This is a genomic window from Leisingera sp. JC11, from assembly GCF_040704725.1.
Classification (GTDB): domain Bacteria; phylum Pseudomonadota; class Alphaproteobacteria; order Rhodobacterales; family Rhodobacteraceae; genus Leisingera.
Window position 1 is genome coordinate 81,322 of the sequence record NZ_JBFCVS010000009.1, and the last position, 19,945, is coordinate 101,266.

The 19,945-nt window shown below is 63.1% G+C and carries 17 protein-coding genes; 3 read left to right on the forward strand and 14 right to left on the reverse strand.

Annotated features, from left to right (window positions below; genetic code table 11):
• Positions 1-26: 26 nt before the first annotated feature.
• A complete protein-coding gene (locus tag AB1A62_RS11895; protein WP_366661691.1) occupies positions 27-1,349 on the reverse strand; it encodes a PQQ-binding-like beta-propeller repeat protein in 1,323 nt (440 codons plus the stop codon).
• Positions 1,350-1,402: 53 nt separating this feature from the next.
• Positions 1,403-2,074, reverse strand: a complete 672-nt coding sequence (locus tag AB1A62_RS11900) for a hypothetical protein (RefSeq protein WP_366661692.1) — start codon at positions 2,072-2,074, stop codon at positions 1,403-1,405.
• 289 nt (positions 2,075-2,363) lie between these two features.
• On the opposite strand from AB1A62_RS11900, the gene AB1A62_RS11905 reads away from it, so the two are divergent.
• Positions 2,364-3,476 (forward strand): efflux RND transporter periplasmic adaptor subunit, encoded by a 1,113-nt coding sequence (locus tag AB1A62_RS11905; RefSeq protein WP_366661693.1) that lies wholly within the window; start codon positions 2,364-2,366, stop codon positions 3,474-3,476.
• Positions 3,473-7,309 carry an efflux RND transporter permease subunit gene (locus AB1A62_RS11910; RefSeq protein ID WP_366661694.1) on the forward strand — a complete coding sequence of 1,279 codons (3,837 nt, stop codon included), beginning with the start codon at positions 3,473-3,475 and terminating at the stop codon, positions 7,307-7,309. Before AB1A62_RS11905 ends, AB1A62_RS11910 begins: the two co-directional genes overlap by 4 nt.
• A gap of 74 nt (positions 7,310-7,383) precedes the next feature.
• Here the strand turns inward: AB1A62_RS11910 and AB1A62_RS11915 are convergent, their stop codons facing one another.
• The 3 genes from AB1A62_RS11915 to AB1A62_RS11925 form a co-directional block, all read right to left on the reverse strand.
• A complete protein-coding gene (locus AB1A62_RS11915; RefSeq protein ID WP_366661695.1) occupies positions 7,384-7,710 on the reverse strand; it encodes a hypothetical protein in 327 nt (108 codons plus the stop codon).
• A 136-nt stretch (positions 7,711-7,846) separates the two neighbouring features.
• Positions 7,847-9,676: an ABC transporter ATP-binding protein/permease gene (locus AB1A62_RS11920; protein WP_366661696.1), complete on the reverse strand. Its 1,830-nt coding sequence runs from the start codon at positions 9,674-9,676 to the stop codon at positions 7,847-7,849.
• 97 nt (positions 9,677-9,773) lie between these two features.
• Positions 9,774-11,369, reverse strand: coding sequence for a LysM peptidoglycan-binding domain-containing protein (locus AB1A62_RS11925; RefSeq protein WP_366661697.1), 1,596 nt, complete (start codon positions 11,367-11,369; stop codon positions 9,774-9,776).
• A 184-nt stretch (positions 11,370-11,553) separates the two neighbouring features.
• Between AB1A62_RS11925 and AB1A62_RS11930 the strand changes: the two genes are divergently transcribed.
• A complete protein-coding gene (locus AB1A62_RS11930) occupies positions 11,554-12,105 on the forward strand; it encodes a TIGR00730 family Rossman fold protein (protein WP_366661698.1) in 552 nt (183 codons plus the stop codon).
• Here the strand turns inward: AB1A62_RS11930 and rarD are convergent.
• The 9 genes from rarD to AB1A62_RS11975 form a co-directional block, all read right to left on the reverse strand.
• A complete protein-coding gene (gene rarD / locus AB1A62_RS11935; RefSeq protein ID WP_366661699.1) occupies positions 12,042-12,953 on the reverse strand; it encodes an EamA family transporter RarD in 912 nt (303 codons plus the stop codon). The two genes, AB1A62_RS11930 and rarD, sit on opposite strands and share 64 nt — an antisense overlap.
• A 61-nt stretch (positions 12,954-13,014) precedes the next feature.
• Positions 13,015-13,470 (reverse strand): host attachment family protein, encoded by a 456-nt coding sequence (locus AB1A62_RS11940; RefSeq protein WP_366661700.1) that lies wholly within the window; start codon positions 13,468-13,470, stop codon positions 13,015-13,017.
• A complete protein-coding gene (locus AB1A62_RS11945) occupies positions 13,470-13,670 on the reverse strand; it encodes a hypothetical protein (RefSeq protein ID WP_366661701.1) in 201 nt (66 codons plus the stop codon). The genes AB1A62_RS11940 and AB1A62_RS11945 overlap by 1 nt, the downstream gene beginning before the upstream one ends.
• 144 nt (positions 13,671-13,814) lie before the next feature.
• Positions 13,815-14,414: a superoxide dismutase gene (locus tag AB1A62_RS11950; RefSeq protein WP_174144581.1), complete on the reverse strand. Its 600-nt coding sequence runs from the start codon at positions 14,412-14,414 to the stop codon at positions 13,815-13,817.
• A 219-nt stretch (positions 14,415-14,633) separates the two neighbouring features.
• Complete coding sequence (locus AB1A62_RS11955) at positions 14,634-15,032, reverse strand: hypothetical protein (RefSeq protein WP_366661702.1); 399 nt, start codon at positions 15,030-15,032, stop codon at positions 14,634-14,636.
• A gap of 100 nt (positions 15,033-15,132) precedes the next feature.
• Positions 15,133-15,549 carry a hypothetical protein gene (locus AB1A62_RS11960; RefSeq protein WP_366661703.1) on the reverse strand — a complete coding sequence of 139 codons (417 nt, stop codon included), beginning with the start codon at positions 15,547-15,549 and terminating at the stop codon, positions 15,133-15,135.
• Between the two features lie 149 nt (positions 15,550-15,698).
• Positions 15,699-16,133, reverse strand: a complete 435-nt coding sequence (locus AB1A62_RS11965) for a hypothetical protein (protein ID WP_366661704.1) — start codon at positions 16,131-16,133, stop codon at positions 15,699-15,701.
• A gap of 188 nt (positions 16,134-16,321) precedes the next feature.
• Entirely contained in the window at positions 16,322-16,888 is a 567-nt protein-coding gene (locus AB1A62_RS11970) for a sarcosine oxidase subunit gamma family protein (RefSeq protein ID WP_366661705.1), read from the reverse strand.
• A complete protein-coding gene (locus AB1A62_RS11975; protein ID WP_366661706.1) occupies positions 16,881-19,913 on the reverse strand; it encodes a sarcosine oxidase subunit alpha family protein in 3,033 nt (1,010 codons plus the stop codon). Before AB1A62_RS11975 ends, AB1A62_RS11970 begins: the two co-directional genes overlap by 8 nt.
• Positions 19,914-19,945 lie beyond the last annotated feature (32 nt).

A 19,945-nucleotide genomic window follows, 5' to 3' on the forward strand; every position in this document is an offset into this window, starting at 1 on the left:
CGGCTTCCGCCACCCGGAAACACTGATCAGCGGTATGCCTGCAATTCGCCGTTGGTTGAAACCAAATACAGCGTTCGTCCGGCGACCACCGGCGCCGTGGTGGCACCGCTGGGCACCTCCAGGGTGCGGGCCAGGCTGCCGTCGACAGGGTTGAAGAAGCGAAGCAGCCCGTCATTCGAGGCAACGACCACCTGCCCGCCGGCCACAACGGGGCCGTGGTGCACATGGATCTGGCCGCGCTTCCGCGGCTTGTCTTTCAGAAAACCGGGCAGGTCCACGGCCCAGATCACCTCACCGCTGCCTGCATCCAGCCGCAGCAGCTGATTGAGGTCGCTGACCTGGAACAGGCTGCCGCCGACGGGCCAGGCGGTTCCGGATGCGCCTTCGCGCGCGGTCCACAGACGGTCTCCGGTTTCAAGGTCGATGGCAACGGTGCGGCCGGAGTTGTTGCCGGCATAAAGACGGTTCCCGGACACCACCGGCGCACCCGTTACGTCGCTGATCCGCGACAGGGTCTGCCCGGTGCGCTTGCCCGCGACAGACGCGCTCCAGCGGCGCAGGCCGCCGCGACGGAAGGTGGCAATCAGATCGCCGGAACCAAAGGCAAAGACCGCAAGGTCGCTTGTCACCACCGGCGCCGGTGCGCCCAGGACATTGGCCGCAGAGGGAGCGGCGTCGATCTGCCAGGCGATGCGGCCATCCTTGGTATTCACTGCCCAGCCGGTGTCGTCACCAGCGACCAGGTAAACCAGCCCGCCGCTGACCCGCGGCTGGCCGGAACCGGTGGCATCCAGCTCCTGCCGCCAGATCGGATTGCCATCCGCAGCATTCAACGCCGTCAGCACACCGAAACCGGAGGAGATATAAAGAACACCGTCGGCAAAGGCCAACCCGCCGCCGGTGGCCTGGCCTTCATCATCAGCGGCCGGGGTCAGTTCGCTTTGCCACAGGATCTGGCCCTGCGGTGAAACCGCGGAGACCCGTGCAGCGCTGTCCAGGGTGTAGATTCGCCCGCCGCCCACGACAGGGGTCGCGGTTATGCGCTGGCGGCGGCTGTCGCCGGCACCGATCGAAGCGGACCAGATGCGCTGCGGGGCGGCCGCCAGTGCCGGATGCGCGGTGCGCACGGCCTCGGCCCCATGGCCCTGTTCCCAGCTGGCGTTGGCAACTTGCTGCGGCAGGGAAATCGCGCGGGACTGATTGACAATCTCCACCGCGGCGTCCGGCCAGATGTCCTCGCGCTCGCCGCGCAGGATGATCTCTTCCTCTGCGCAGGCCGCCAGAAGGACCGCAGCCGCAGTAGTGCAAAGAAGAACCCGTGCCCGGGAGAAAGATTTGCTTATTGTCATTGCCCTGCCCTGTCTGCCGTTCTTGTTCCGCAAATTCCAGTCCGCGGAGCGCCTTACCCCTCAGGCGCAGCGTCCCCGTTAACGGAGCCGCCAAGCGCCACAATCACCTGAGACGCTCGGTCTTTCAAGTCTGCAGTGACCGTTGCATCCGCAACGATGTCCCGCAGCCGGGCAATGGCCGCCTCGGCGTTGCCTTCTTCAACATCCAGCAGTGCCAGCTGTTCGGCAGCCAGCAGCGCCAGCGGCGCGCCGGGCTGGGCCAGCGCCTCATACTGCACGCGGCGGTCTGCAACGCTCAGGCTCTCTGCCTGCAGCGCCAGCGCCTTGAAACTTGCGATGTGCCGGTAGATCAGCGGCAGCTCGCCATCCACTGCAACCGCCTCCAGCTGGGCAACCGCTTCAGCGGTCTTGCCGGCGTCTGCCAGCGCACCTGCTTCGAGCATGTTCAGGATGGCCGCGCCGCCGGCGCTCTTTGCCGGGACGGCTGCAAGCGCTGCTGCCTGTTGTTCACTGCCTTCGATTTCCAGCGCCGCGGTGATATCATCCCCGAGTGTTTCCGCTGCGGCCTGATCCTTGGCCTTGTTGTATTCCCGGAACGCCGCGCCGCCGACAATCAGCACAACAACAGCGCCGCCGATCCAGCCATAGCGTTTCAGCATCAGGAAAAGACGGTCACGGCGGACCTCTTCGGTCACTTCGTCGATAAAGCTGTCGGTATCGCTCATGAAAAGCCCCTGATATGCGCGGCCCGGGCTGCCGCCCGCACCGGTATTGAATGCGTCGCGCCCCTCTTAACCCGGCTCAAAGGCCAAGCCAAGTGGCCCGTTTGCACCAGAAACCCCGTCAATTAGGCCAGAAAAGCAAGAAATGTGAACTAAACCACTTAGTTTAGAATGGACATCTCCTATATCAGGCCTATCACATACGCGCGACTCCCGCTGTGAGCAGGCCCGGCCGTCCGACGGACAAGGGTCATGTACCCGTGGAAGAGATAAAAAACAGGAAAGGCCCGACATGCGCATTGTACCGATACTGACCGCAGTTGTGGTGACAGCCAGCCTTTATGCGCTGGTCTTCGAGCGTGAAGATCTGATGGCCTTTGCCCGCGGAGAGGATGCGCAGGAGGCCGCCGAGGCCGAACCCGCCGCGGAAGGCCAGCAACTGGCCGAGGCCGGAGAATCGCGCGTCGGAGTCGTGGCCATTCAAAGCAAGGCGCGCACCATCGGCAACGCGGTGATCCTGCGCGGCCAGACCCAGGCCATCCGCCAGGTGGAGGTGCGGGCCGAAACCACCTCAACCGTGATTTCAGAGCCGCTGCGCAAGGGCGCCCATGTCAAGAAGGGCGATCTTCTGTGCGAGCTGGACCCCGGCACCCGCCCCGCCTCGCTGCTGCAGGCGCAGGCGCAACTGAAAGAAGCCAAGATCAACCTCACGGCCGCCGCCAAACTGTCGGAGGGCGGCTATGCCTCCGAAACCCGGCTGGCCTCAGCTGAGGCAGCTGAACGTTCGGCGCTGGCTGCAGTTGCCGCGGCGGAGCGGGAGATCGGCCATCTGACCATCACCGCGCCGTTTGACGGCCTTCTGGAAAGCGACACCGCTGAACTGGGCAGCCTGCTGCAGCCCGGCAGCCTGTGCGGCACGGTGATCCAGCTCGATACCATCAAACTGGTCGGCTATGTGCCGGAGGCCGAGGTCAACAAGGTCAAACTGGGCGCGACTGCAGGCGCTGAATTGTCCACCGGCCAGCAGGTCCAGGGTGAGGTCACCTTCCTCAGCCGGTCTGCCGACCCCACCACCCGCACCTTCGAGGTCGAGATCACGGTTCCCAATCCGGACCTGAGCATCCGCGACGGCCAGACCGCCGACATCGCGATTTCCTCGGCCGGCGCGCTGGCGCACAAGCTGCCGCAATCGGCGCTGACGCTGAACAACGAGGGCCAGCTGGGCGTGCGCGTTGTCGGATCCGACAGCACCGTGGTATTCTACCCCGTGCAGCTTCTGCGGGATGATGTGGATGGCGTCTGGCTGGGCGGTCTCCCTGAAAACGCGGATGTGATCGTGGTGGGACAGGATTTCGTAACCGAAGGCGTCGCCGTGGCGGCCACCTACCGGGAGACTGAACAGTGATTGGCATCGTCGATTGGGCCGCCGGCCGCGCCCGGATGGTCCTTGCGTTCATCGCAATCTCACTGCTTGTCGGCGGCTTCGCCTATTCGATGCTGCCCAAGGAAGGCGAGCCGGACATTGAAATCCCGGCCCTGTTCATCTCGGTCCCCTTCCCCGGCATTTCCGCCGAAGACGCCGAATCCCTGATGGTCAAGGTGATGGAGACCGAGCTTGCCGACCTCGACGGGCTCGACAAGATGACCTCCACCGCCGCCGAGGGCTATGCCGGGGTGGCGCTGGAGTTCGAGTTCGGCTGGGACAAGACAGCCATCATGGCCGACGTGCGCGACGCCATGGACAAGGCCGAGGCCGAGTTCCCAGAAGGCGCCGAGAAATATTCAATCACCGAGATCAACTTCTCCGAATTCCCGATCGTCATCGTGAACCTGACCGGCGCCGTTCCGGAACGGACGATGGCGCGTATCGCCAAGGACTTGCAGGACGACCTTGAGGCGCTGGATGCGGTTCTGGAGGCCGGGATCGCCGGCAACCGGGACGAGATGGTCGAGGTTCTGATCGACCCGCTGCGGCTGGAAGCCTACAACGTCACAGCGCTGGAGCTGATCAATGTTGTGCAGAACAACAACCAGCTGATTGCGGCCGGTGAGGTTGAAACCAGCCAGGGTGCGTTCTCGGTCAAGATCCCCTCCTCCTTTGACGACGTGAAGGATATCTACCAGCTGCCGGTCAAGACCAACGGCGACCGGGTGGTCAAGCTGGGGGAGCTGGCGCAGATCAACTTCACCTTCGAGGACCGCGAGGGCACTGCCCGCTTCAACGGCGAGGACACGGTTGCCCTCCAGGTGGTCAAGCGCAAGGGCTACAACCTGATCGACACCGTCAATCTGGTGAAGCAGACCCTGGAAGAGTCCAAGTCCAAATGGCCGCCGGAACTGCAGACCGCGGTTGAGGTCGGCACCTCCAACGACCAGAGCCGCGTGGTCGGCTCGATGGTCAGCCAGCTGGAAGGCTCGGTGCTGACCGCCATCGCGCTTGTGATGATCGTGGTGCTGTCGGCGCTTGGCAGCCGGGCTGCGCTGCTGGTGGGTTTTGCGATCCCGACTTCCTTCCTGCTGTGCTTTGCGCTGCTGGCGCTGATGGGCATCTCGATTTCCAACATCGTGATGTTCGGCCTGATCCTCGCCGTGGGGATGCTGGTCGATGGCGCCATTGTGGTGGTGGAATACGCCGACAAGCGGATCAAGGAAGGCACCGGCCCGATGCACGCCTATGTCGAGGCGGCGCAGCGGATGTTCTGGCCGATCGTCTCTTCCACCGCGACCACGCTCTGCGCCTTCCTGCCGATGCTGTTCTGGCCCGGTGTGCCGGGTGAGTTCATGGGCATGCTGCCCGTGACCCTCATCTTCGTGCTGTCTGCCTCGCTGGTGGTGGCGCTCATCTACCTGCCCGTCATGGGCGGCGTCACCGGCCGCATCAGCCGCACCTTCGAGGGCGCCTCGCGCGCACTGCGCATGATCGCGCCCTGGTGGCTGCGCGCACTGCTGGTGCCGGTCTCCATGTGGGGCATGTTCGCTGGCGCCATGCAGATGCTGAACCCCTCCTACCTGCTGGGTGAGGGCACAGGCCCGATGGCGGGGGTCCTGTTCGGCGGGCTGGTGTTCACGCTGGCGTCCTTTGCCGCCTCGATCACCCTCAGCTCGGTCAAAGTGGAGCGCGAGGAGAAGGAGGTCGCCCCCGGCTACCACCACACCCCGTTCGGCTACGTGATCAAGTTCATCGCCGGCAACCCGGTGATGCCGATTGTGACCATCGCCGCCGTGGGCTTTGCTATCATGACTGTGTTCTCAACCTTCAGCGAGAACAACTACGGCGTTGAATTCTTCGTCGACTCCGAGCCCGAACAGGCCACCGCCTACATCCGCGCCCGCGGCAACATCTCCCTGCACGAAAAGGACGAGATGGTCCGCGCTGCCGAGGAGGTCATTCTCGACCATCACGCAGTGATCAACGTGTTCTCCTTTGCCGGTGACGGCGGCCTCAACACCGACAGCTCCGGCGCGCAGCTGCCGCCGGACACCATCGGCCAGGTCCAGTTCGAGATCATCCCCTGGGAGGAGCGCCCCACCGAGAGCGAACCGCTGGACGGCTGGTTCGGCGGGCTGCTGAGCAAATACCTGGGCTTTGAGAAGAAGGTGATCGCCGAGGAATACGACGGCAATACCGTGATCGATGAACTGAACGCCGTGCTTGGCGAACTGCCAGGGTTCGAGGTCGAGGTCCGCGCCCTGGCGCAGGGCCCCGCCTCCGGCAAGCCGGTGCATCTGCGCCTGCGCGGCGACGGCTGGGAAGACCTGACCACGGCAACCCTGGCTGCTCGGGAGCATTTCGAGAACACCCCCGGCCTGATCCTGATCGAGGACAGCCTGCCCCTGCCCGGCATCGACTGGCAGATCAACGTGGATGTTGAGAAGGCAGGCCGCTACGGCGCCGATGTGGCGACTGTGGGCGCGATGGTGCAGCTGGTCACCCGCGGCATCCTGCTGGACACCATGCGGGTCGACAGCTCCGACGAGGAGATCGAGATCCGCGTCCGTCTGCCGGAACAGGACCGGGTGCTGTCCACGCTCGACAACCTCAAGGTTCGCACCGCGGACGGGCTGGTGCCGCTCTCGAACTTCGTGACCCGCCAGCCGGTGCCGAAACTGGCGCAGATCAACCGCATCGGCCAGGAGCGTTTCTATGACGTCAAGGCGGACGTGGAGCCAGGCCTGAACAAGGTGGTGATCGAGGATGCGGACAGCGGTGAAATGACCCGCCTGGCGGTCCTGAAGGAGCTGCCGGAAGGCGCTGCGGCGACCGGCGACACCCTGGTTGCACCCAACGGCAAGACCATGCAGCTGCTGCAGCTGACGGGCGCCGAGAGCTTTGACGCGGTGCTGACGGCGCTGGACAACGGTGCCAAGATCAGCCCGGTGAACCCGAACGAGCGGATCGCCGTGATCACTGAGTGGCTGGACACCGAACCGCTGCCGCGCAGCATCGGCTGGGAATGGACTGGCGACCAGGAGGAGCAGGAGGAATCCGGCGCCTTCCTGTCCAAGGCTTTTGCCGGCGCGCTGGCGCTGATGTTCGTGATCCTGCTGGCCCAGTTCAACAGCTTCTACAACTCGGTGCTGGTGCTGCTGGCGGTGGTGCTGTCCACCACCGGCGTGCTGATCGGCATGATGGTGATGCAACAGCCGTTCTCGATCATTATGACCGGCACCGGTATCGTGGCGCTGGCAGGCATCGTTGTGAACAACAACATCGTGCTGATCGACACCTATCAGGAGTTCAGCCAGCAGATGCCGCGGATCGAGGCAATCATCCGCACCGCCGAGGCGCGTATCCGTCCGGTGCTCCTGACCACCATCACCACGATGGCGGGCCTCACCCCGATGATGTTCGGCGTCAGCCTGGACTTCATCAACGGCGGCTACTCCATCGACAGCCCCACTGCGCTTTGGTGGAAACAGCTGGCAACCGCCGTGGTGTTCGGCCTGGGCATTGCCACCGTGCTGACTCTGGTGGTCACGCCCTCGCTGCTGTCGATCCGGGTGTGGTTCTCCACCTACATGCGCGCCCTCGGCCGGATGCTGTCGCGGATCACCCGCGGCCGCTCCAGCCGTATTGCGCAGGACTCCAAGCTGTTCAAAAAGGCGCGCCAGCTGCCCAGCACGGAAATCCAGTGGGTCGAGGTTGCAGCCCCTGAGACAAGCGAAGGGGAAGCTGAACCTGAAGAGGGCGAGCCGCAGCCGCCTGCCCCGCGCGGCCGCCTGCGCGCCGCGGAATAACCAGGCAAACAAAAAGCCCCGCTCCGGCGGGGCTTTTCATTGCACCAGGCCGGGCTTCCCGGCGCGCGGCAAATTCAGTCGGTAAAGACGTACTCGCCCAGATCACACAGATCGAGGCCAAAATCCTCAGCCTCGGACCCATCGGCAAAACTGCCGCGGATGTCGTAGACGCAGGTGGTTGCACCATCGGCAATCAGGACGCCGATCTCATAGCCGGGCGCCAGGTAGCCGCCCTCCATCAGGTTGCCTTCCCAGCTGTCCGAGGACGCGGGCGATACGTTGAATTCAACCAGATCGGCGCTGCTGTCGTTTACCAGCAGGAACTCGAGGTCTTCGGCATAGGCAGGCGCCTGAAAGGCAAGCAGGGCAGCTGCGGAGGCTGCAGTCAGAAGGGTCTTCATCCATTTGTCCTTGTCTGCGGGCCAGCCGGCACAGATGCCGCTGTTTCCCGGAATGGGGGCACTTTAAAAACAGCAGCCACCCGGTCAATGGGGAAAGCCAATGATGGTTTCCCCTCCGTAAGGCTGTGCCGGACTGTCAGGCTGCGTCCTGATCCGCCTGCTGGCGCTGCCAGAGCCGGGCGTAGCGGCCATCCTTGGCAAGCAATTCGTCATGGGTGCCGGTCTCGGCAATCTCGCCCTGTTCCAGCACCACGATCCGGTCGGCCTCGGCAATGGTCGACAGCCGGTGCGCAATGGTGATCACCGTGCGCCCCTGCCCGGCCCGCGCCAGCGCCTCCTTGATCTCCTGCTCGGTATCGGTGTCCAGCGCCGAAGTCGCCTCGTCCAAGAGCAGAACCGGCGGGTTCTTCAACAGCGTCCGGGCAATCCCCACCCGCTGCTTCTCGCCGCCCGACAGCTTCAGGCCGCGCTCGCCCACCTGGGTGTCATAGCCTTCTGGCAGCGCCATGATGAAATCGTGGATCTGGGCGTCGCGGGCCGCCTGCTCCACATCTTCCTGCGTGGCCCCGTCGCGGCCATAGGCGATGTTGTAGCGGATCGTGTCGTTAAACAGCACAGTGTCCTGCGGCACCACGCCGATGGCCTGATGCAGGCTTTGCTGGGTCACCTCGCGCACATCCTGGCCGTCGATCTTCAGCGCGCCGCCAGTGACGTCGTAGAACCGGAACAGCAACCGCCCGATGGTCGATTTGCCCGACCCCGTGGAACCGACGATGGCCACTGTCTGGCCCGGCGCCGCCTCCAGCGAGATGCCTTTCAGGATCTCACGTCCCGCATCATAGGAGAACCGCACATCCTCCAGCGTGATGCGGCCGCCGTTGACCTGCAACTCCCCTGCACCCGGCCTGTCGCTCACATCGGCGGGCTGTTCCAGCAGATCGAACATCTCTCCCATGTCCACCAGGCTTTGGCGGATCTCGCGGTAGACGGTGCCGAGGAAGTTCAGCGGCACGGTGATCTGAATCATGTAGGCGTTGACCATGACAAAATCGCCGACAGTCAGGTTGCCCTGCTCCACCCCGATGGCCGCCATCACCATCACCCCGATCAGACCCGCAGTGATGATCACACTCTGGCCGAAGTTCAGCGCCGCCAGAGAATAGGCCGTCTTGAGCGCCGCCTGGGCATAGCCGCGCATCGCGCCGTCATAGCGGGCCGCCTCGCGCTCCTCGGCAACGAAGTATTTCACCGTCTCAAAGTTCAGCAGGCTGTCGATGGCCTTCTGGTTGGCGTCGGTGTCCTGCTTGTTCATTTCTCGGCGCAGTTTCACCCGCCATTCGGTGACCGCGAAGGTGAACCAGACATAAAGCCCGATGGTCACTGCCACGACCACCAGATACCAGGCGTCGAACAGCACCGTCAGGATCACCGCCACCAGCGTCAGCTCCAGGATCAGCGGCCCGATGGAGAACAGCATGAAACGCAGCAGGAACTCGACGCCCTTCACCCCGCGCTCGATGATCCGGCTGAGGCCGCCGGTCTTGCGGGTGATGTGATAGCGCATCGACAGGCGGTGGATGTGGGTGAAGGTCTCAAGAGCCAGCCGCCGCAGGGCGCGCTGCCCCACGGGGGCAAAGACCGCATCGCGCAGCTGCTGAAAACCGGTGGTCAGGATCCGTGCCATGCCATAGGCAACAGTCAGGCCCACGGCACCAAGCGCCAGTGGTGGCACGCCCTCACCCGCAAGGCTGTCCACCGCGCCCTTGTAGAGCATCGGCGTATAGACCGCGATCAGCTTGGCCAGAACCAGCACCGCCAGCGCCAGCACCACCCGGACCTTCACCGCGCGGTTGCCCTCGGGCCACAGATACGGCCCCACCTTGCGCAATGTGCGCAGGCCGGAGCGTCGTTCGTCCTGGGCGATGTCGGCTTGGCGCGGTGCGGCGGCCTGGTCTGTCTGGGTCATGGCTGTTCCTGGCTAGACACCTCCAGATATTCACCTGTTCACGGTTTTGCGAGGGGCGGCAGAAAAAAACGCGCCGCAAGGGCGCGTTTTCCGTGGATTATTCGGGGATCGTAAAGACCTGCCCTGGATAGATCAGGTCCGGATCGCGGATCGCGCCCCGGTTGGCCTCGAACACCCGCACATACAGGAAGCCGCTGCCGTATTTTTCCTGCGAGATGGCCCAGAGCGTATCGCCCTTCTGCACCGTCACCGCCCGGACCAGCGGCGCGGGCTGATCCGGCACCGCATCACGTTCCGGCTTCGGCAGCACCTCCGGCGCTTCGCGCTTGAACGGGGTTTCCAGGCGGCTCACCACTTTGCCGGTGGCCGTTTCGATCTCATCCAGGCGCAGGGTGTAGACGCCGGGCGCCACATCCTCCAGCAGGCCGTTCCATCGGCCATCCTCGGCTGCATCCAGCTCTGCCACCACCTGGTTGTCCACATAGACCCGCACCCGCGACTGCGGCCGCGCCCGGCCCGTCAGCTCCACCCCGCCAGTGCCGTTGTAGCTGATCGCATCGAGCGCCACTTCCTTATTCAGTTCAGGATCGGCGGGAACAGCGGGCTGAACCACCTCTACCCCGTCCTGATCGGCGCGCAGCACCGCCACGGCTTGGCCTTGGGGCTGCCGTGCATCAGATTCTGCCGCAAGCTCCGGGTCTTTCTGCGAAGATCCGGCTGAAGCAGTCTCAACAGCTTCCTGGCCGTCTCCGGCGGGTGCTGCGGTATCCTCTGCGTCTTGCACGCCATCGGCTGCTTCGGCGGTTTCCTCAGGCGGTTCAACCGCATCGGGCTCAGGCACAGAAAGCGTTTCGCCGGTCTGGGCAGTTTCCTCCAGTTCTGCGGCCGGCGTTTCTTCATCCAGCGCTGCCACCTGTTCTTCCGCTGGGTCCTCATCGCCCCCTGCAGCAGCAACCGGGCTGACCGGTGCCAGGATGAAGGACGCGCCGGAAGCTGTCTGCTTGCCGTCATGTTCGGCCAGCAGCGATACCACCCGCGCATCCGCACTGGGGGCAATCGTGGTCAGCGAAACAAACTCGCCGCCCGCCGGCACCTCCAGCTGTTCCAGCACCTCGCCGTCCAGCAGCACAGAAACCTGCACGCCCTCTTGCGCCCGGCCGGCAATCACCGCAGCACCGTCGCTGTCCACCCGCACCAGATCCAGCTCCGGCGCCTGCAGCACAAAGATATCCTCTTTTGCAGCTTCGGTGTCCGGGTCCGGCTGGGTATCCGCTGAAGCGTCCGCTGGCTCGGTCAAGGCCGCCAGTTCGGTGCCTTGATCCGGTGTTTCCGCTCCGGCTTCCTCCGTACCGGTTTCTGCCGCAGCATTATCCTCAACGGCAATTTCTGCGTCGGGTTCGTCAGGTGAAGGCTCAGCGCGATCTTCAGCCGCGATGTCAGCGCCGGCGCCTTCCTCTGCTGCGCCGGTCTCCTGCTGCTGGCCGTCTTCTACCGCTTCAACCTGATTGCTTGCGGCTTCCTGAACGGCACGGTTTTGCAGCGGCTGGCCGGATTCCCCGCCGTTTCCGGAAAACGCGCCGTTCCCGTTCGCCGCCTGCCCGGCGGTCTCTTCGCTCACCACCGTGCCGTCAGGCGCAACCGTGCCAAACACCCCGAACTGGTACAGCACCACGCCGCCCACGACCACAGCCACGCCGGCAATACCGCCAAGTGTGAGGGCCCCAAGACCCCCGCTTCCAGATGCATCCGCCATTTCTTTCCCTTCGGTATTTGCGGAATGTGACCTTCCGCTTAGTTGAGGGAATCTAACAACCCCGCTATCACGGGTCAAAACACCAATTGGTTTTCACCTTGATATTCCACGGAAAGGCTGGCCGATGAGCATCAAATCCGTCTGTGTCTACTGCGGATCCCGCGCCGGCGCATTGCCTGCCTATGCCGTAGCCGCCCGCGAGCTCGGTGCTGCGCTGGCCGAAAACGGGATGCGGCTGGTCTATGGCGCCGGCGATGTCGGGCTGATGGGCGAGGTCGCCCGCGCGGCGCAGCAGGCCGGCGGGGAGACCTTCGGGGTAATCCCCAGCCATCTGGAGCGGCGTGAAGTAGGGAAATCCGACCTCACCACCTATGTGGTCACCGAGACCATGCATGAGCGCAAGAAGGTGATGCTGTGGAATGCCGATGCAGTAATCGTGCTGCCGGGCGGCGCCGGCTCACTGGACGAATTGTTCGAGGCCCTCACCTGGCGCCAACTGGGACTGCATTCCAAGCCGATCGTGATCCTGAACACCGAAGGCTACTGGGACAAGCTGCGCGACCTGCTGGGCCATGTGGTCAGCCAGGGCTTTGCCGGCCGGGAAACGTCGGACTACCTGATCTGGGCCGACACGCCGGTGGCCGCCATCGCCGCCCTGCGCGACGCCCGCTCCTGACGCAGCGCTGAATAGGAAAACACCGCAACCGCGCTCCAGATCAGCGCAAAGGCGGTGCCGTGCCAGGGGGTAAAGGGTTCGGTAAAAACCAGCACCGCAACCAGGAACTGCAGTGTCGGGTTCAAATACTGCAGAACCCCCACGGTCCCCAGGCGAACCCTCCGGGCGGCATAGGCAAACAGGATCAGCGGCAATCCGGTCAGGATGCCGGCAAACATCAGCATTGCCGCATCCCCGATACCGCCCAGGAAACCGGCCCCGCCGGTTATCCAAATGATGGCCAGCGCAACCGGCAGAAGCAGCGCAACCTCCGCCGTCACCGACACCACCGGCCCCAGGGGCAGCTGTTTCTTAACAACACCATACAGGGCAAAGCTGAAGCTGAGCGCCAAGGGGATCCAAGGCGCGGCACCAAGCCCGAAAGACAGAACCGCCACCGCGAGGCCTGCCAGAAAAACCGCGGCCCCTTGCGCCCGTGTCAGCCGCTCGCCAAAAGCCAGCCGCCCCAGAAGCACGCTCAGCAGCGGGAAAATGTAGTACCCGAGGCTCGCCTCGGTGGCATAGCCCAGCTGCACGGCTGAAATGAAGATGAACCAATTGAGGGAAATCATCGCCGACGCGAACGCCAGCAGCAGCGCACTGCGGCGGGTGGAGAGCGCTGCGCCAAGCGCGCTGATGCGGCCCTGACACAGCAGAACAATGGCGAAAAACACAAACGACCAAAGCGCCCGGTGCGACAGAACCTGCTCCGGCGGCACATGCGACAATGCCTTGTAGTAAATGCCCGACAGCCCCCAGACGGTGCAGGAGGCACAGAGTGCAAGAACGCCTTTTTGTGCCTCGCCCATAAACAGCTCCTGCCCGGCTTTTGTCTCACAGACACCGGGCAGGTGCGCGGGTCAAGTCCGGTCAGCTGTGACGCAGCGCGTCTTTGACCATTTCCTCGATCTTGCTGATCTCATGGCCGGTCAGGTTCTTGCTGATTTCTCCGATCACGCAATCGCTGACTTCCTTGTGCAGGTTCTTGCGCAGTTCCCCCAGAACCTCCGGGGCGGCGACCAGAACCAGCTTCTCGAACTCGCCGCGGTGGGCCATTTCGTACAGTTTATCCGACAGGTCCTTGGCGAACCGCTCCTTGGCCAGTTCGTGCCAGTCGGTGTCGGCAACCGCTGACCGGTGCACACTTGGTCCGTCGTTGAACCGTCCCGGACGGTTGGCCGACTGCTCCCGGTCGGGCGGGTTGTCCTGTTCATCCTTGCGGCGCACCTGCAGATACGGGTTGTCTCCGTCCACGGTGTTTTCCAGGAACAGCGCCTTTTCGCTGTCTGCGACCAGGACGAAGGTGCCGTGTGAGAGCCGCGTCATCATTTTTCCTCCTGTTCGTTGGACTTGCGTACCCGGGTCGCCCCCGCCGGGCGTTCCCTGGAGCGCTTTTCCTCGTCCTTGCTGCCGACTTCCCGGGCCAGCCGGCCGCCGGTGCGGCCGCCGTGGGAAACACTGCCCTCCTCGCCCAGGATGTCCTTGGTTTCACGGTGTCCGTCCTTGGACCTCTTACGTTCGGCCATGGTGGTCCTCCTTTCGTACATCGAACCAACGTTCGAAACCCGGCCCGCGTTCCGGAGGAACCACCGAAAGGTGGCGGAACTCAGCATGAAAAAGCCCGCCGGAAACCTCCGGCGGGCCTGAAAAGCCAGTATGCGGCGCGTGCCTTACATCCGCGAGGCGACGTTTTCCCAGTTCACCAGGTTGTCGAGGAAGTTCGACAGGTAGGCCGGGCGCTTGTTGCGGAAGTCGATGTAGTAGGAGTGCTCCCAAACGTCGCAGCCCAGCAGAGCGGTCTGGCCGAAGCACAGCGGGTTGACGCCGTTTTCGGTCTTGGTCACCGCCAGCGAACCGTCAGCGTTCTTGACGAGCCACGCCCAGCCGGAGCCGAACTGGCCCGCGCCTGCGGCAGAGAACTGCGATTTGAACTCGTCGACCGAGCCAAAGGACTCAACCAGAGCCTTCTCCAGCTCACCCGGCATCTTGCTTTCGCCCGGGCCCATCATTTCCCAGAACTGGTTGTGGTTCCACAGCTGGGAGATGTTGTTGAAGATACCGTTCTGGGCAACCGCGTTCGCATCGTAGGTGCCCTTGATGATCTCTTCCAGCGACTTGCCGTCCCACTCGGTGCCGGCGATCAGCTTGTTGCCGTTGTCGACATAGGCCTTGTGGTGCAGGTCGTGGTGGTATTCCAGGGTTTCCGCCGACATGCCTTTGGCAGCCAGGGCGTCGTGTGCATAAGGAAGATCGGGAAGTTCAAAAGCCATTTGGGCCCCCTGTGAAATAAGTTTGCGTTCCTGCGCAGATACATGCTGTGTGCGCGCTATCAGGTCAAGAGGCCTAGGCGCGGTTTCCGCGCAGGGTCTATGTGCAATTTCGACCAAAAGACCGCAGCCGCTTCAATGCAGCCTTGCCTCTTTTCCATTGCGCCGCCTTCCCATCAGGTTGCAAGAAGCTCCTCCTTGCATCCCTGCGCAATGCCAGTCTCACCTTTTTCTCTCGGATGTGCACGTAACCAGCCCGCCGCTGCGGGCATTGTTGTCAAGCGGTACAGATGCATACATCTTCCCAGCCAGTTGTTCCGGGTCAAATTCGACACGGTAGGCAACCGGGGTATTAAAGTCCAAGTTGGTAGGGGCGCTTACTCGCCACTTAATCAGCAGGCGCCCCTCTCGCCTTTCTTTAACTTTCGCCAAAATGGGTTCTTTGTCCCTCTCCCAGAAATAAGGAAAAAAAACATCAGCCTGCTGCGCTTTGACCGTAAAACCTATCTCATGAGGGATCCAGCTGTCATCACCATAGGGCTCAACAATGCAGTTGTACTCGGCACTTGGCATGGCTGCATGACCTTCTTCCGGCTGTGCAGCCGAGAAAGTTCCGGCCATCGCAAGACACACAAAAAATCGCTTCAAAACCAGTCTCCAAATTCGCAGGCCACATTGGCGAAATTCAAATCTGCCCTGCAGGCAGAATGAGATCGCAGCCTCACCCCTTCTTCACCTTGCATTTCCCGCGCCCGCGCGGCTGGTTCGCGACCCCGGTGATGACGCCGCGGATCGACAGCGTGTTCTGCTTCATGTTGAGGACCCCGGTGTAGAGGCCATCCAGAGACATCCGGGCGTTGCTGACCGGAATGTTATTCACCCGCCAGCCCAGGTTGTAAGAAATCTCGTTACGCCGTTCAACTTTGGCCGGAATCGGCTCGCCGACCAACTCGTGAATAAATCCGTCATAAACACGCGCGGACTTCTTTTCATCATCCCACATGACGATGACCCTCGGCGCAATCCACCCATTGTTGGTGAACACCTTGATCTCACAATCATATACCGTCTCGGCAAAGGCCATTTGGCCCGCAAGGCTAACGGCAGCTGCAATCGCAGAAAGTGCAATACGTTTCATCAGTTACTTCTCCGAATTCATCCCGGAGTTGATTGCAACCACTGCGTGGAATGGCAAGCGTTTTCTGGCGTCAGCAAGACGCATTTCGTGTTAAAGCGGTGCCAGTACGGCACACTCCCAGCAAGTCCAGAGACCGGGCGGCTTTCAGGTCAGCCACCGTTCTGCGCCAGCAGCGACAGGCCTTGATCCAATTGGCAACGGCCGCTGCCGCGCGGCAGCTTTCCGTCCAGGTCTTTCCAGACCGCCTGAATGCTCATCTTTAGATTGGAGGTGTTCAGAATGGCCCGGAACCGCGGCCGGGGCCGTCCGGGATCACCAGATACAGCGAGGCCCGGCATGGTCCAGCTTAGCGCGTAGGAGGTGCCGCTGTGCTGCACCACTCTCGCATTCACCGGCACGCCAAAGGCGGCATCGCTGACCTCGGCATGGCTGAAATCATCAGAGAACTTCAAACTCACCAGGCTGGGGATCCAGGCCGTTCCGGAAATCGGTTTCAGGCTGCAATGAAAGCTGGGGCCCGCCACCGCGCCCGCCCCCCCGAGCATTAAAATCAGTGCAAAGACCCCGCATAGCCGCAGACCCATGGGCAGCTCCCTGTAACATCGTCACGAAGCCACCTCCCCCCAAGGAACCAGCTCAAATTAAACCGCTTGCAGTAATTGCAAAAGGGATCTGCCTGGAACCGGCACCACAAAAAACGGTGCCCCGGAAGATCTCCAAGGCACCGTAAATGACGCGCAAAGGCGTCACAAGCAGAAAGCGAGTGAAAATTTTAGTAAACACCCACTTTACTTTGCGGATGCGCCGCCGTGCTCAGCAGTTTGAACACATATTCACCCACTGAGCGGAAGCAGATGATGTAAAAGCTGCCGTCCTCGTTCAACCAGAAGGCGCCGGCCACCTGTGCCAGGCGCGAGCGGCGGAACTGACCGGGCTTGAAGGCCGCGGCGTCGAAATCCACCGGGCTTACCTTGCCCAGCACCTCGCGCGCACCCTCGCCCGACAGGCGGAAGAAGGCACGGGCGTCGGAGACGTTCACTGCCAGCGCGTGCTCGCCCTTCAGCGCCTCTGACACTTCCGCCGTCTTGGCAACTGCGTCCTCATAGGGAACCAGCAGCAGAAGTTCGTCCGGGGACATCCAGGCCGCGGCGCCGTTTTCGGCAACCGAGATGGAGCCCTGTGCCGGAACCTCGGCGCCGGTGGCGGCTTTGACAGCCGCCTTCAGCGCTTTGGACCCCAGATCGCCGCGCAGGGTGATCATGCCCTGCAGACCGGCATCCTCGACGGTGGCCAGACCCGAGAAACGGGCGCCGTTCAGTACGGAAACAGCCTTAGACATTCTGCTTCTCTCCATCCTTATCGTAGAAGACCGGATCAACGATCTTGGCTTTGTAGGTCTTGCCGTCAGTGCCCGGGAACTCGATCACTTCGCCCATCCGCTTGGGACCATGCTTGACCAGGCCCATTGCGATACCGCGGCCCAGGGTCGCGGAGTGATAGGTCGAGGTCACCCGGCCGATCATGTTGCGCTGGCCGTTGGCGTTGACGCCTTCACCCACCGCATAGGCGCCGTCCGGCAGCACCGAACCATCGACCGTTTCCAGGCCAACCAGCTGCCAGCGCTCCGGATCGACCATGTGCGACCGCTGCTGCGCGCGCTTGCCCAGGTAGTCTTCCTTCTTCTTCGACAGCGCCCAATGCAGCCCCAGATCCTGCGGGATCACGGTGCCATCGGTTTCGTCGCCGATCATGATGAAGCCCTTCTCGGCACGCAGGATGTGCAGGGTCTCGGTGCCATAAGGCATGACGCCGAATTCCTTGCCCGCTTCCATCAGCGCATCCCAGAACGCCTGCCCTTCGGAAGCCGCAACCGCGATTTCGTAGGACAGCTCGCCCGAGAACGAGATCCGGTAGGCACGGGCGTCGAATTCACCGATCTTGCCGTCACGCCATTCCATGAAGGGCAGCGCCTCTTTCGAGACATCCATGCCGCCGCCTGCTGCCGCGTTCAGCTTCTCCAGCACCTTGCGGGCGTTGGGGCCGACCACCGCAATCTGGGCATACTGCTCGGTCACGTTGGCGACGTAGACCTTCATGTCCCACCATTCGGTCTGCAGCCACTCTTCCATCCAGCCGTGGATGCGCTCAGCACCGCCGGTGGTGGTGTGGCACAGGAAGGTGTCCTCGTCGATGCGCGCAACCACGCCGTCGTCCATCAGGAAGCCGTTCTCGGTGCACATCAGGCCATAACGGCATTTGCCGACCTTAAGCGTGGACATCATGTTGGTGTAGAGCATGTCCAGGAACTTGCCTGCGTCGGGGCCCTTGACCACCAGCTTACCGAGCGTCGAGGCATCCAGCAGGCCGAGGTTCTCGCGGGTGTTCTTCACCTCGCGGTTCACCGCAGCATGACGGTCCTCACCCGGCTTGTTGATGGAAAACGGGCGGCGCCACTGGCCAACCGGTTCCCAATCCGCGCCGTTCTTGTCGAACCAGTCGTAGATCGGAGTTTTACGCACCGGCTGGAAGATCTCGGCCCGTGCCTCACCGGCGATCGCGCCCAGCGAGATCGGGTGGTAAGGCGGACGGAAGGTGGTGGTGCCAACCTGCGGGATTTCCGAGTTCAGGCTGTCGGCCAGAATGGCCAGGCCGTTGATGTTGGACAGTTTGCCCTGGTCGGTGGCCATACCCAGCGTGGTGTAACGCTTGGTGTGCTCGACGCTCTCGTAGCCTTCGCGCGCAGCCAGCTGCACGTCCGACACTTTCACGTCGTTCTGATAGTCCAGCCAGGACTTCATACGCAGCTTGATGTCTGCCTTGGCGGGCATCAGCCAAACCGCTTCCATACGGGCTTCTTCCTCGGATTCACCCTTGGCAGCCGCCACGGATTTCGCCGGGAAGCCAGCTGCTTCGGCCGCCTTGGCACCAGCCGCGGCTGCGTCTTCCAGCAGCGCACCCAAGCCGAACTCGCCGTTTGCAGCACCGGCCGGAACCACAAAGCCTTCGCCATTGTCGCCCAGCGGCGGACGGGAGGCATCGGGGCGGAAGTTGGCGTTCGCCTCGTCCCAGATCAGCTTGCCGCCGCAGTGGGACCACAGGTGGACCACCGGCGACCAGCCGCCGGACATGGCAACCGCGTCAGCCTGCACGGTCTCGCGCGCACCGCCTTCGCCGTTCTGGGCGCAGATGGCGACCTCGGTCACGCATTTGCCGTCCTTCACCTTGGCGATGGCGCGACCCAGCTCGACCCGGATACCCTTCTCGCGGACAGCTTCCATCAGCGCGCCGCCGCCGGTTTCGCGGGTGTCGACCACCCGGACCACTTCGACGCCCGCGTCATGCAGCACCAGCGCTGTGCGGTAGGCATCGTCGTTGTTGGTGGCAACTACGACCTTCTGGCCGGGGTTGATGCCCCAGTTCACAACATAGTCGCGCATCGAGGCCGCCAGCATTACGCCGGGAACATCGTTGCCGGCAAAGGACAGCGGACGCTCGATCGCACCGGTTGCGGTGACGATCTGGCTCGCACGGATCCGCCACAGACGGTGGCGCGGACCGCCCTGGCCCGGTGCGTGGTCGGTCAGGCGCTCATAGCCCAGGGCATAGCCGTGGTCATAGACGCCGGAGCCCATGCAGCGGTCGCGCAGGGTGACGTTGTCCATGCCGCGCAGCTCAGCCAGGGTCTTTTCGATCCAGGCCTCGGGCGCTTCGCCGTCGATGGTGCCGCCGTCGACCGGCGCACGGCCGCCCCAATGGCTGTTCTGTTCCAGCACAAGAACCTTGGCCCCGGAGGCTGCAGCCGCCTTGGCCGCCTGCAGGCCGGCAACGCCGCCGCCGATGACCAGCACATCTGCAAAGAAGTAGAAGTGCTCGTATGTGTCGGCGTCCTTCAGCTCCTTGTCGGGCGCAGCGCCCAGACCTGCGGACTTCCGGATGATCGGCTCATAGACGTGCTTCCACAGCGGACGCGGGTGGATGAACATCTTGTAATAGAAGCCGGCAGTCAGGAAGCGGCTCAGCTTATTGTTCACCGCCAGAACGTCGAATTCCAGGCTCGGCCAATGGTTCTGCGACTGCGCAGTCAGGCCCGAGAACAGCTCGGTGGTGGTGGCGCGCTGGTTCGGCTCGTAACGGTCGCCCACACCCAGCTGCATCAGCGCATTGGGCTCTTCCGAGCCGGATGCGACAACGCCGCGCGGGCGGTGGTATTTGAACGAGCGGCCCATCATCACCTGGCCGTTGGCCAGCAGAGCGGACGCCAGGGTATCGCCGGCAAAACCCTGCATGGATTTGCCGTTGAAGGTGAAGGCGATCTGTTTGGAGCGGTCGATCAGCCGGCCGTGCTTGGCAAGACGCGTGCTCATGGGCGCAGACCTTTCAAGAGAAAAGCGGGTGT